Origin of the sequence: Microbacterium sp. (assembly GCF_040394595.1) — a bacterium.
Taxonomy (GTDB): domain Bacteria; phylum Actinomycetota; class Actinomycetes; order Actinomycetales; family Microbacteriaceae; genus Microbacterium.
On sequence record NZ_JBEBSA010000003.1, the window covers coordinates 178,761 to 190,608 of the forward strand.

An 11,848-nucleotide genomic window follows, 5' to 3' on the forward strand; every position below is an offset into this window, starting at 1 on the left:
AGCCTCGTGGGGTGACCGATTCCGTTGACGTCCCCATTATCGCCGCTCAGCCGCCCTTCTACGCGCACCCCGGCGATGCGGGCGCCGACATCATGGCCGCCGAGGCGGTGCGGCTGGAGCCGGGGGAGCGCGCTCTCGTCGGCACCGGTCTGAGCATCGCCCTCCCGGACGGATACGCCGCCTTCGTGGTGCCGCGGAGCGGTCTCGCCGCGAAGCACGGGATCACCATCGTCAACTCCCCGGGCACCGTCGACGCGGGCTACCGCGGCGAGATCAAGGTGAGCCTGCTGAACACGGACAGCCGGGACGCGTACGATGTGGCGGTCGGGGATCGCATCGCGCAGCTGATCATCATGCCTGTGACCAGGGCGCGCTTCATCCCCGTCGACGAACTTCCCGACAGCGTCCGCGGCGACGGCGGGTTCGGGTCAACCGGGTACACCCAGGGAGAACGATGACTGAAGAGAACGAGCAGCAGGACGCGCTCGAGCAGGACCGGCCGGCGCTGAAGTCGGCGCCCGCCGACCGGGCGACGGACGGCCCCTTCGACGACTCCGAGGCGAACCCGGTACGACCGTACATCGACCTCGGCGGGATCAAGGTGCTTCCCCGTGAGGGCCTCAACCTGCGGCTCGAGGTCGAGGAGCAGTCGAAGCGCATCGTCGCGGTGGGGCTCGACTACGCTGGTTCCTCGCTGCAGGTGCAGCCGTTCGCGGCGCCCCGCACGCGCGGCCTGTGGGACGAGACCCGTGTGCAGCTGCGCGACCAGATCCGCGCTCAGGGCGGGCGCGCCGAGGAGCGCGAGGGTACCCTGGGCAAGGAGCTGCTCGCCGAGGTTCCGGGCAGCGCGTCCGAGGGGGCCGGCCTCAAGCTCGCCCGCTTCGTCGGCGTCGACGGACCGCGCTGGTTCCTGCGCGGCGTGATCGGCGGCGACGCCGCATCCGACCCGGCCGCCGCGGAGCAGGTCGAAGACCTCTTCCGGTCGATCGTGGTCGTCCGCGGCACGACGCCGATGCCGCCGCGCGATCTGATCCCGCTGAAGATGCCGTCGACGCCGGGCTCGGCGTGAGCGCGCCGGGAGGCGAGAAAGATCCGGGGGAAGGCACGCCCCTCGTGCCTCCCGCCCCGGAGGACGCCGCAGCCGAGGCCGCCGAGCCGCGCGCCGCGGAGGTGGTCGGCCAGGCGCTGAGCTCCGCCGCGCGCCGGGCCGGAATCGATCCCGACAGCGACGTCTCGACCGGGCACATGGTCTGGCAGGTGATCGGGGGCTGGCGCGGGGTGGCCGAGTCGGTGCTGCCGATCCTCGCCTTCGTGGTCGTCTACACCGCGACACGGCAGCTGCTGCTCGCCCTCGGCCTCTCGGTCGGGATCGCAGCGCTGTTCACCGTGATCCGCCTCGTGATGAAGTCGCCGCCGGTCGCCGCCCTGTCGGGTCTGGTCGCCGCGGTGATCGCCGCGGGCCTGCCGTTGTTCACGGGCCGCGCGGAAGACCAGTTCGTCATCGGCTTCATCACCAACATCGCCTATGGCGCCGCCTTCCTCATCTCCGCGTTCGTCCGCTGGCCGCTCATCGGCGTCGTCGTGGGCTTCCTCACGGGGGAGGGGCTGTCCTGGCGGGACGATCCGCGCAAGCGCCGTCTGTTCTTCTGGCTCTCGATCGCCTGGGCCGGGCTCTTCCTGCTGCGGCTCGCCGTCCAGCTGCCGTTCTACTTCAGCAAGGAGGTGGCCGCCCTCGGGACCGTGAAGATCGCGATGGGCATCCCCTTCTTCGCGGTCCTGCTCGCGCTGACCTGGATCGCCGTGCGCCGGCTCTATCCGCGGGCCGAGACGCCGTCTCACGCTCAGGACGGAGACGCGGCGTCTCAGGGCTGAGAGGTCAGGCGGGCGCGGACGATGCGTCCTGCCTGCATGATCAGCCGGATGCTCTGCTCCGGCCGGGCCAGCAGGGTGACGTCGGCGACAGGGTCGCCGTCGACCAGGATGAGGTCGGCGTGGGCGCCGGCGACGACCTCGCCGAGCCGGCCCTCGTAGCCGATGAGCTTCGCGGCGGTGACCGTCGCCGACCTGATCACGTCGATACCGGGCTGGACCTGCGCCCGGATCGCGAACTCCTCGGACTGGTGACGGTGCATGTCGCCGAGGAGATCGGTGCCGAAGACCACCTGCACACCGGCGCGGTGCGCCAGGTCCAGCGCATGCAGCCCCTGGCCGAGCACCTCACCGACCTTGCGGTGGTTGTCCTCGGGGAGCCCGTGCTCGAGGCCCTCCTCGCTCATGCGGTGGTAGGTGATGAGCGTCGGCACGTAGAACGCGTCGTGACGCAGGAACAGGTCGATCGAGGACTGGTCGATGAGGTTGCCGTGCTCGATCGAGCGCACTCCGTTCTCCAGGCCGCGGTTGACGGCCTTCGCGGTGTAGGCGTGGCCGGCGACGTACCGGTTCGCGGCGTCGGCCTCTTCGACCGCGGCCCGGATCTCGTCGATCGCGAGTTGGGTGGAGTCGATGCGGTCGGTCGGGGAGGCGACGCCGCCGGAGAGCATGAGCTTGATGTGGTCGGCGCCGGTCCGTAGCTGCTGACGCACCGCACGGCGCACCTCGGGGACGCCGTCGCACACGATCCCCGCGCTCGGGCATCCCGGATGGGTGTCGGCGTGCATCCGCCCGCGGGGCCGCATGTCGGCGTGGCCGCCGGTCTGGGAGACGGCCTTGCCGCAGAACAGCAGTCGCGGTCCTTCGATGTAGCCTTCGGCCTGAGCATCGGCATGCCCGTGGTCGGCGCCGCTGAGGTCTCGGACGGTGGTGAAGCCTCGATGCAGCATGTCGCGCATGATGCGCGCGGCGCGCGCGGTGACGTACGACGCGGCCCAGTCCTCGACGGCTCCGAGATCGGGGTGGACGGCGATGACGTGCACGTGCCCGTCGATGAGGCCGGGGAGGAGTGCGCGCCCTTCCGCGTCGATCACCTCGGTGCCGTCCGGGGCTGCGATGTCATCGCCGACCTCGGCGATGAAGCCGCCGGACACCAGCACCTGCGCGTGGTCGAGGTACGCGCCGGCGCGGACGTCGAGCACGCGGGCGTTGCGGATGAGGGTGGCCTGACTCATGAGGAGGCTCCTGAGGGTCGGGGCGTGCGGTGGATGCCGGCGGGCAGATGCCGCCAGGGGAGCTCTGCGGGATCGGCGCGGATCGGGCCGGGGTCGCCGCGACGATCACCTCCGTCGCCGTGGGGGCGTGAGAGACGCTCGAACGCGTCCGAGAACGTGTCGGTCTCGTGCGGGAATCCGGCGATCATGATCCGCATCGTCGTGTCCTCTCCTCGGCGTCGCTCCAGTCTCCGGGTGGCATCGACGGGAAGGCTGTTGCGAACGGACAGAGTCGGCGCGCGAAGTGGGAGGCGCGGACACACCGACCAGGCCGTGGCGATGCGTCCGAGGAGGCTCCGGACGTGGTAGATTTATCTCGACATCAAGATAAATTTCGGCTTTCGCTCTGGGACGCGGCGGCGCAGACTGGTTAGGTCCGCCTTGCTAGCCAGCCCCCTCGCCCGGCGAGCAAGATGGAACCGCCTGTCGCTTCCATCCGATCAGAAGGAGACGGATTCGTGTCCACGGTGAACAGCTTCGGTGCCAAGAGCACCCTGACGGTCGGCAGCACCGACTACGAGATCTTCCGGATCGACACGGTCGCCGGACATGAGAAGCTTCCGTTCAGCCTCAAGGTGTTGCTCGAGAACCTCCTCCGCACCGAGGACGGCGCCAACGTGACGAAGGCGCAGATCGAGGCTCTCGGGTCGTGGGACGCCGCGGCGGAGCCCAACACGGAGATCCAGTTCACCCCCGCGCGCGTCGTGATGCAGGACTTCACCGGCGTGCCCTGCATCGTCGACCTCGCCACCATGCGCGAGGCCGTCACGGCCCTCGGCGGCGACCCGAGCAAGATCAACCCGCTCTCGCCCGCCGAGATGGTGATCGACCACTCTGTGATCGCCGACCTCTTCGGCACCGAGAACGCGCTCGAGCGCAACGTCGAGATCGAGTACGAGCGCAACGGCGAGCGGTACCAGTTCCTGCGCTGGGGTCAGACCGCCTTCGACGACTTCAAGGTCGTCCCCCCGGGCACCGGCATCGTGCACCAGGTGAACATCGAGCACCTGGCCAAGGTCATCTACGACCGCAGCGTCGGCGGCGTGCTCCGCGCCTACCCCGACACCTGCGTCGGCACCGACTCGCACACCACGATGGTCAACGGCCTCGGTGTGCTGGGCTGGGGCGTCGGCGGCATCGAGGCCGAGGCCGCGATGCTCGGCCAGCCCGTCTCCATGCTCATCCCGCGTGTGGTGGGCTTCAAGCTCACCGGTGAGATCCCCGCGGGCGTGACGGCGACGGATGTCGTGCTCACCATCACCGACATGCTGCGCAAGCACGGTGTGGTCGGCAAGTTCGTCGAGTTCTACGGTGCCGGCGTGGCATCGGTGCCGCTCGCCAACCGCGCCACGATCGGCAACATGTCGCCGGAGTTCGGCTCGACCGCGGCGATCTTCCCGATCGACGACGTCACGCTCGACTACCTCCGGCTCACCGGGCGCGACGAGGACGCGGTCGCCCTCGTCGAGTCCTACGCCAAGGAACAGGGCCTCTGGCACGATGCGGCGAACGAGCCCGTCTACAGCGAGTACCTGGAGCTCGACCTGGGCACGGTCGTGCCGTCGATCGCCGGTCCGAAGCGTCCGCAGGACCGCATCCTGCTGTCCGAGGCGAAGAACCAGTTCGAGCAGGACATCCTCAACTACGCCACGGCGTCGACCAGCGAGGACATCGTCGACCTGGAGTCGAAGCACTCCTTCCCGGCGTCCGACCCCGGTCAGGTCCCCGGTGAGGAGTCGCCCTCGACGCGTCCCGTGCACATCAACAGCGGCGCGCCGGCGAACGCCTCCAAGCCGGTCAAGGTGTCGACCCCCGAGGGGCTCGACTACATCCTCGACAACGGCGCGGTGACCCTCGCGGCGATCACGTCGTGCACCAACACGTCGAACCCGTCGGTGATGATCGCCGCCGGTCTCGTCGCCCGCAAGGCGCTGCAGAAGGGCCTGAAGCAGAAGCCGTGGGTCAAGACGACGCTCGGCCCCGGCTCGAAGGTCGTCACCGACTACTACGAGAAGTCCGGTCTCGACCAGGACCTCGAAGGCCTCGGCTTCTACACCGTCGGCTACGGCTGCACGATCTGCATCGGCAACTCGGGTCCGCTGATCGAGGAGGTCTCGGCCGCGATCAACGACAACGACCTCGCGGTCACCGCGGTGCTCTCGGGCAACCGCAACTTCGAGGGTCGGATCAGCCCCGACGTGAAGATGAACTACCTCGCGTCGCCGCCGCTGGTGGTCGCCTACGCGCTGGCCGGGTCGATGCACTTCGACTTCGACACCGACCCGCTGGGACAGGACACCGAGGGCAACGACGTGTTCCTGAAGGACATCTGGCCCGCGCCGGAGGAGGTGCAGGAGATCATCGACTCGTCAATCTCCCGCGACCAGTTCATCAAGCAGTACGCCACCGTCTTCGACGGCGACGAGCGCTGGAAGAACCTCCCGACGCCGACCGGACCGGTCTTCGAGTGGGACGCCGACTCGACCTACGTGCGCAAGGCGCCGTACTTCGACGGCATGAAGATGGACCTGACCCCGGTCTCGGACATCACCGGCGCTCGTGTGATGGCGACTCTCGGCGATTCGGTCACCACCGACCACATCTCGCCGGCGGGCAACATCAAGGCCGGCACCCCGGCCGCCGAGTACCTGACCTCGCACGGCGTCGACCGCAAGGACTTCAACTCCTTCGGGTCGCGTCGAGGCAACCACGAGGTGATGATCCGCGGTACGTTCGCCAACATCCGCCTGAAGAACGCGATGGTCAAGGCCGTCAACGACGGACAGCAGATCGAGGGCGGCTTCACCCGCGACTTCACCCAGCCGGGCGGTCCGCAGGCGTACATCTACGACGCCTGCATGAACTACCAGGACGCCGGCACCCCGCTGGTGGTCTTCGGCGGCAAGGAGTACGGCTCCGGATCGTCGCGCGACTGGGCGGCCAAGGGTACGAGCCTGCTGGGCGTCAAGGCGGTCATCACGGAGAGCTTCGAGCGCATCCATCGCTCGAACCTCATCGGCATGGGTGTCGTCCCGCTGCAGTTCCCCGCGGGCGAGTCGTGGGAGTCGCTGGGCCTGGACGGCACCGAGATCGTCTCGATCACCGGCCTGGAAGAGCTCAACTCGGGCACCACCCCGAAGACCGTGAAGGTCACGGCCGCTCCGAGCGAGTTCTCCGCCGAGGGCAAGCCGGTCGTTGAGTTCGACGCGGTGGTCCGCATCGACACCCCCGGTGAGGCGGACTACTACCGCAACGGCGGCATCCTGCAGTACGTGCTCCGTTCGCTGGTCTGATCCGACGAAGGACATCCCGCGAGGCCCGGACGACTCACCGTCCGGGCCTCGCGGCGTCCCGGCCCTCTCTCAGGTCGAGGGCTAGAATTGGAGGGGTTCGCGTCACCCGAGGGCGACCCCGTGTCGAGTGGAAGTGGAGTGTCGATGCCGATTCTGCCGAGCATCTCCGGACCCCGTGATCTCGATGGGCTCTCTTCGAAGCAGCTCACGGAACTCGCCTCGGAGATCCGTGCCTTCCTCATCGAGAACGTGGCGCGCACGGGCGGGCATCTGGGCCCGAACCTCGGCGTCGTGGAGCTCACGATCGCGCTCCACCGGGTGTTCTCCTCGCCCGACGACCCGATCATCTTCGACACCGGGCACCAGTCCTACGTCCACAAGCTCCTCACCGGCCGCCAGGACTTCTCCGGCCTTCGCTCCCGCGGGGGGCTCGCGGGCTACCCGCAGCGCTCCGAGAGCCCGCACGACGTGGTGGAGTCGTCCCACGCCTCCAGCTCCCTGAGCTGGGCGGACGGCGTCTCCCGGGCGCTGACAGCGACGGGACGCGCCGACCGGCACGTCGTGGCGGTGGTCGGCGACGGCGCGCTCACCGGGGGGATGACCTGGGAGGCCCTCAACAACATCACCGACGACAACGACCGCAACCTCGTGATCGTCGTGAACGACAACGGCCGCTCCTACGCGCCGACGATCGGCGGCATGTCCCGCTATCTCACCCGGGTGCGCACCGCCGCCGCCTATCGCGACCTGCACCGCAAGTCCGATCGTCTGTTCCGCGCGTTCGGACCGTTCGGGCGCGCGCTGTTCCGCGGCGTCCGGGGCGGGACCCACGGCTTCCTCTCCCGCTTCACCAACAACGCCGCGCTGTACTCGAATCTCGACATCAAGTACCTCGGCCCTGTCGACGGCCACGACATCGAAGCCCTCAGCGAGACGCTGCAGCTGGCCAAGGGCTTCGGCGCTCCGGTGATCGTCCACGTCATCACCGAGAAGGGTCGTGGCTATCAGCCGGCGCTCGACGACGAGGCCGACCAGTTCCATTCCGTCGGTCGGATCGATCCGAAGACCGGAGGGTCGCTGGCCACCTCGTCGGCCCGGGCCTGGACCGACGTGTTCGCGGACTCCCTCGTCGACGTCGGCTCACGCGACGACAGCGTGATCGCGATGACCGCGGCGATGCTGCGGCCGACCGGGCTCGCGCCGTTCGCGGAGCGGTTCCCCGATCGGGTGTACGACGTCGGGATCGCGGAACAGCACGCGGTCGCCTCCGCGGCGGGCCTGGCCTTCGGCGGGCTGCATCCCGTCGTCGCGATCTACGCCACGTTCATGGGTCGCGCGCTCGACCAGGTCATGATGGACGTCGGCCTGCACAAGGCCGGTGTCACGTTCGTGCTCGATCGTGCGGGGGTCACAGGACCGGACGGCCCCAGCCACCACGGCATCTGGGATCTCGCGATGCTGCAGATCGTCCCGGGGATCCGGATCGCGGCGCCGCGCGACGGGGCCCGGCTCCGGGAGCTGCTCGCCGAAGCGGTGGCAGTGCACGACGCCCCGACGGTGATCCGCTACCCGAAGGGGTCGGCGCCGGACGACATCGAGGCGGTCGAGCGGCTGGGCGACGGAGTCGACGTGCTGGCCCGCGACGAGACCGAGGACGTCCTGCTGATCGGCATCGGCCCATTCGCGAGCCTCGCCCTCGACGTGGCGCGGCGTCTGCGCGCCCAGGGAATCGGGGCGACGGTCATCGACCCCCGGTGGGCCATCCCCGTGCAGCCCTCGGTGAGCGAGCTCGCCGCGCGGCACCGGCTCGTGATCACTCTCGAGGACGGCATCCGCGTCGGCGGGATCGGCACGAGGGTGCGGCAGGTGCTCCGTGAGGCGGGCATCGACACCGCCGTGGACGAGCTGGGAGTGCCAGACGCGTTCATCGACCACGCCTCCCGTGAGCAGATCCTCGAGGATGCCGGGCTGACGGCGTCCAAGATCGCACAGGACGTGGTGGCGCAGGTGCTCGGCAAGAGGGTCCCCATGGCGCGGAACGCGGGCGAGACCGGGGCGATCGAGCTTCCGCTGCACCCTACGGGACGCTGACCGGCGCCTGGGGCCGCGGGTCCTCCCGCCGGCGGCGACGAGAGGTCCAGCACCATCCGATGTCGACGCAGAGCGCCGTGATCCCGGCGACCATCCAGGTGTACGGATCTCCGAACCCCGCGCCTCCCCGGCTCATGGCCAGGACGACCACGACCCCGATGATCGCTCCGAGCAGCCCGAAGAGCAGCAGGTGGACCGGCGTCGACCGCACGTCCCTCAGCACCCGGCCGAGCGCGAAGGCGACGGGTGAGCCGAGCAGCGCCGTGATCGCGGAGATGGTTCCGCCGATGAGCAGTGTAGAGGGCAGGATCATCAGCACTCCGCCACCGGCGAAGAGGAGCGCGAAGAGCACGAGCACGATCAGGAAGGCGAGCCAGGCGGCGAAGACGCCGCGCCAGAACTCGCGCAGCGTGAAAGCGCGAGGGGGAGCCGTCCCCGACGAACGACCTGTCATGCGTTCACGGCCGGACCTCGGCGATCTGGTCGAGAAGGTCGCGCGTCACGCCGCGGATGCCGGGCAGCCTCACGAAGGGCAGCGCCGCCGTGAGGAGCCGGAGCGCGGTGTCGAGCAGGCGCTGCGTGCGTCGGTGGCGGTCGTCGTCATCGTAGGTCCAGCGGAGCGTGAGTCCGAGATAGGCGACGAAGAGGGCGTCGGGGAGCCGATCCGCGATGTCGGAGGGCAGCCGATGGTCGGCGCCCTCGACGGCGCGCCGGAAGAGGGAGACGGTCATGTCGCGCGCGGGAGACGACTCGCGCGAGAGGGGATTGATGGCGGAGTCGGGGGCGATCATCTCGCTGAGGAACCCCGGTGCGACCCGTCGGTAGGGCTCCAGCGTCTCGAGTCCGGTCTCGAAGACGATCCGGAGCCGGGGCACGAGCGCGGCTTCCTCTTCGAGGCGCGGGACGGCGACGCGGGCGTGGTCCTGCTGCACCTGCTCGTACAGCTCCTGCACGAGATGGGTCTTGGAGGGGAAGTAGTAGTAGGCGTTGCCCACCGACACCCCTGCCTCCTTGGCGATGAGACGGATGGTGGTGTCCGGGTAGCCGCGTTCGATGAAGGAAGCGATGGCGGTGTCCCGGATGCGGGCGCGGGTCTGCTCGGCCTTCGGCGTGAGCTCAGAACTGAACATGTTCAAATGATAGCCCGCGAAAGGGTGGAAGAGGAACGGCGGAAGAGGAAGGCGAGGTCAGAGCGATGCGAGCGTTGCCGCGACGAGCTCCTCGACAGGACCTGACGACCGCTCCCGGTCCGCATCGACGAGGCCGATCCGGGTGCGTCGGTCCAACACGTCGTCCGCGTTGAGCGCGCCTTCCGCCCGCACCGCGAACTCGATCTCCGCGCGGGTGACGTCGATCCCCGGCGCGACCTGCTCCGCCGGGCGGTCGAGCCGTGCAGTGCCGAGCACTCCGTCCGCCTCCGTGCCGTATCTGCGTGAGAGTGAGGAGCGCGAGGACGCCCCCGGGGGGCCGGCTCCGAGGAGGGCGAGATCTGCGGTACGACTCACGCCCGCATCGAGTCCACGGGTCCCGCAGGCAAGATCGATCGCATCCTGCGCCATCCGGCGATACGTGGTCAGCTTCCCGCCGAGCACCGTGACGAATCCGTCCTCCGACACCGACACGAGATGACGGCGGGACACATCGGCACTCGCCGTCTCGCCGCTGTCGACGAGGGGACGGAGCCCGGCGAACGCGCCGCGCACCGCGCTTCGGGGTATCGCGGTCTCCAGGGCGCGGTTGAGCGTCTGGAGCAGGAAGGCGACCTCGCTCTCATCCGGCACGGGTACGTCGGGGATCGGGCCCGGTGCATCCTCGTCGGTGAGCCCGATGAGCACCCGGCCGAGCTGTTGCGGCAACGCGAAGACGAAACGGCTGATCGATCCCGGATGCGGGACCATCATGGCGGCGGTGGGATCTCCGAGCAGGTCGGCGTCCACGATGATGTGGGTCCCCCTGCTCGGCCGGATCCGGATCCCGTCGTCGAGGCCGCCGGCCCAGACGCCCGTGGCGTTGACGACCACGCGGGCGGAGAGCTCGAAGCGCTCCCCGGTGAGCGTGTCCTCCGCGCTGACGCCGTCGCCGTGCAGCTGCCGGACACGGACCCGCGTGAGCACGTCGGCGCCCAGTGATGCGGCGGTCCTCGCGACCGCGACAACGAGTCGGGCATCGTCGATCAGCTGCCCGTCGGCCCCCAGCACTCCGCCGCGGAGGTGGGCGCCGTCGAGGGCGGGTGCGAGGCGTCGTGCCGTGCCCGCGGAGACCAGCCGCGGTGCGGCGAGGACCGATCTCGACGTCCGGGCGTTGATCCGGAGAAGATCGCCCATCGCCATCCCGACGGTTCCGCCGATGCGCTGTCGGATGTCGACGGCGGGTCCGAAGGGGATGAGCTGGGGCAGCGGCCGGATGAGATGAGGGGCGATCCTCGTCATCAGCAGGTGGCGCTCGACCGCGCTCTCCCGGGCGGTGGCGAAGTCGCCCGTCGCGAGGTACCGGAGGCCGCCGTGGACGAGCTTCGAGCTCCATCTGCTGGTGCCGAAGGCGAGGTCCTCGGCTTCCAACAGCGTCACCCGGAGGCCGCGCGACGCGGCGTCGAGCGTGACGCCCACCCCGGTGATCCCGCCGCCGACCACGATGACGTCGGTCCGCGTCTCGGCGAGGCGCTCGAGCGTCGATCGACGTGTCTGAGCGTCGGGAAGCCGGGGGAGCGCCGCGCCGGTCATGGCCGCAGGTGTCCGTCCAGCGCGATGCGCAGCTCGCGCTCCCAGGCGTCGTCGTCGATGAGCTCGCTGACCGTGCCGTGCGACAGCAGCGCCGACTGCGCGATGAGCAGCAGCATGACCGCGATCTCCCCGGGGTCACCGGCGCGAACCGTGCCTCCGTCCTGCGCGGATGACAGGGACCGCGCCAGCCAGTCGAGGATCGCCCGCTGACTCGCCCCGAAGCGGTGCAGCGTGTAGCGCGTGAAGACCTCCGGCTCGCGGGCCAGCAGGGCGCCGTAGAGCGGATCGGCGCGGAACTCTGCGGAGAACCTCAGCACGTCCGCCACCAGCTCCGCGCGGGTGGCGGCGGTGGGGATGTCCGCGATGAGCAGCAGGACCCGCCGCAGCAGGGTCGAGCGCACCACGTCGTCGGCGCCCGCCCAGCTGCGATAGATCGTGGGCCGGCTGAAGCCGGAGGAGCGTGCGAGCTCGGCGATCGTCACGCCCTGTACACCGCGCTGGGTGATGAGCATCTCGGCTGCGTCGAGGATGCGCTGCTGAGTCGGATCCCAGCGGGTCTGTGCGTCCGTGGCCGATGGTTGACGTTTTGTCATGATCTGTC

The 11,848-nt window shown here is 69.6% G+C and carries 11 protein-coding genes; 5 read left to right on the forward strand and 6 right to left on the reverse strand.

From position 1 onward, the window contains the following. Positions 1 to 11 precede the first annotated feature (11 nt). From dut to ABWO84_RS06040, 3 genes are read left to right on the forward strand one after another with little or no spacing between them, the layout of a single operon-like run. Positions 12 to 458, forward strand: a complete 447-nt coding sequence (gene dut, locus ABWO84_RS06030; RefSeq protein WP_353113566.1) for a dUTP diphosphatase — start codon at positions 12 to 14, stop codon at positions 456 to 458. Further along, complete coding sequence (locus ABWO84_RS06035; protein WP_353113568.1) at positions 455 to 1,069, forward strand: DUF3710 domain-containing protein; 615 nt, start codon at positions 455 to 457, stop codon at positions 1,067 to 1,069. Before dut ends, ABWO84_RS06035 begins: the two co-directional genes overlap by 4 nt. A 44-nt stretch (positions 1,070 to 1,113) precedes the next feature. Then, complete coding sequence (locus ABWO84_RS06040) at positions 1,114 to 1,872, forward strand: DUF3159 domain-containing protein (protein WP_353113570.1); 759 nt, start codon at positions 1,114 to 1,116, stop codon at positions 1,870 to 1,872. Here ABWO84_RS06040 and ABWO84_RS06045 read toward each other — a convergent pair. Both ABWO84_RS06045 and ABWO84_RS06050 read right to left on the reverse strand, forming a co-directional pair. Continuing rightward, positions 1,863 to 3,104, reverse strand: coding sequence for a metal-dependent hydrolase family protein (locus tag ABWO84_RS06045; protein WP_353113572.1), 1,242 nt, complete (start codon positions 3,102 to 3,104; stop codon positions 1,863 to 1,865). The two genes, ABWO84_RS06040 and ABWO84_RS06045, sit on opposite strands and share 10 nt — an antisense overlap. Continuing rightward, positions 3,101 to 3,301: a hypothetical protein gene (locus tag ABWO84_RS06050; RefSeq protein ID WP_353113574.1), complete on the reverse strand. Its 201-nt coding sequence runs from the start codon at positions 3,299 to 3,301 to the stop codon at positions 3,101 to 3,103. The genes ABWO84_RS06045 and ABWO84_RS06050 overlap by 4 nt, the downstream gene beginning before the upstream one ends. A 300-nt stretch (positions 3,302 to 3,601) precedes the next feature. Between ABWO84_RS06050 and acnA the strand changes: the two genes are divergently transcribed. Both acnA and dxs read left to right on the forward strand, forming a co-directional pair. Then, entirely contained in the window at positions 3,602 to 6,436 is a 2,835-nt protein-coding gene (acnA, locus tag ABWO84_RS06055; protein WP_353113576.1) for an aconitate hydratase AcnA, read from the forward strand. Between the two features lie 144 nt (positions 6,437 to 6,580). Continuing rightward, positions 6,581 to 8,527: a 1-deoxy-D-xylulose-5-phosphate synthase gene (gene dxs / locus ABWO84_RS06060; RefSeq protein ID WP_353113578.1), complete on the forward strand. Its 1,947-nt coding sequence runs from the start codon at positions 6,581 to 6,583 to the stop codon at positions 8,525 to 8,527. Here dxs and ABWO84_RS06065 read toward each other — a convergent pair. From ABWO84_RS06065 to ABWO84_RS06080, 4 genes are read right to left on the reverse strand one after another with little or no spacing between them, the layout of a single operon-like run. Further along, entirely contained in the window at positions 8,514 to 8,981 is a 468-nt protein-coding gene (locus ABWO84_RS06065) for a hypothetical protein (RefSeq protein ID WP_353113580.1), read from the reverse strand. The two genes, dxs and ABWO84_RS06065, sit on opposite strands and share 14 nt — an antisense overlap. Before the next feature lie 4 nt (positions 8,982 to 8,985). Continuing rightward, the gene (locus ABWO84_RS06070; RefSeq protein WP_353113582.1) at positions 8,986 to 9,657 is read right to left on the reverse strand and encodes a TetR/AcrR family transcriptional regulator; all 672 of its coding nucleotides are present in this window, start codon (positions 9,655 to 9,657) and stop codon (positions 8,986 to 8,988) included. Positions 9,658 to 9,714: 57 nt separating this feature from the next. Continuing rightward, positions 9,715 to 11,247 carry a glycerol-3-phosphate dehydrogenase/oxidase gene (locus tag ABWO84_RS06075; protein ID WP_353113584.1) on the reverse strand — a complete coding sequence of 511 codons (1,533 nt, stop codon included), beginning with the start codon at positions 11,245 to 11,247 and terminating at the stop codon, positions 9,715 to 9,717. After that, complete coding sequence (locus ABWO84_RS06080; protein WP_353113586.1) at positions 11,244 to 11,840, reverse strand: TetR/AcrR family transcriptional regulator; 597 nt, start codon at positions 11,838 to 11,840, stop codon at positions 11,244 to 11,246. Before ABWO84_RS06080 ends, ABWO84_RS06075 begins: the two co-directional genes overlap by 4 nt. Positions 11,841 to 11,848 lie beyond the last annotated feature (8 nt).

Bases quoted from the DNA above. Each gene is read 5' to 3' on its own strand.
- ABWO84_RS06050 (WP_353113574.1), bottom strand. From the start codon at position 3,301: ATGCGGATCATGATCGCCGGATTCCCGCACGAGACCGACACGTTCTCG.
- ABWO84_RS06065 (WP_353113580.1), bottom strand. From the start codon at position 8,981: ATGACAGGTCGTTCGTCGGGGACGGCTCCCCCTCGCGCTTTCACGCTG.
- ABWO84_RS06075 (WP_353113584.1), bottom strand. From the start codon at position 11,247: ATGACCGGCGCGGCGCTCCCCCGGCTTCCCGACGCTCAGACACGTCGA.
- dxs (WP_353113578.1), top strand. From the start codon at position 6,581: ATGCCGATTCTGCCGAGCATCTCCGGACCCCGTGATCTCGATGGGCTC.
- ABWO84_RS06035 (WP_353113568.1), top strand. From the start codon at position 455: ATGACTGAAGAGAACGAGCAGCAGGACGCGCTCGAGCAGGACCGGCCG.
- ABWO84_RS06080 (WP_353113586.1), bottom strand. From the start codon at position 11,840: ATGACAAAACGTCAACCATCGGCCACGGACGCACAGACCCGCTGGGAT.
- ABWO84_RS06045 (WP_353113572.1), bottom strand. From the start codon at position 3,104: ATGAGTCAGGCCACCCTCATCCGCAACGCCCGCGTGCTCGACGTCCGC.
- ABWO84_RS06070 (WP_353113582.1), bottom strand. From the start codon at position 9,657: ATGTTCAGTTCTGAGCTCACGCCGAAGGCCGAGCAGACCCGCGCCCGC.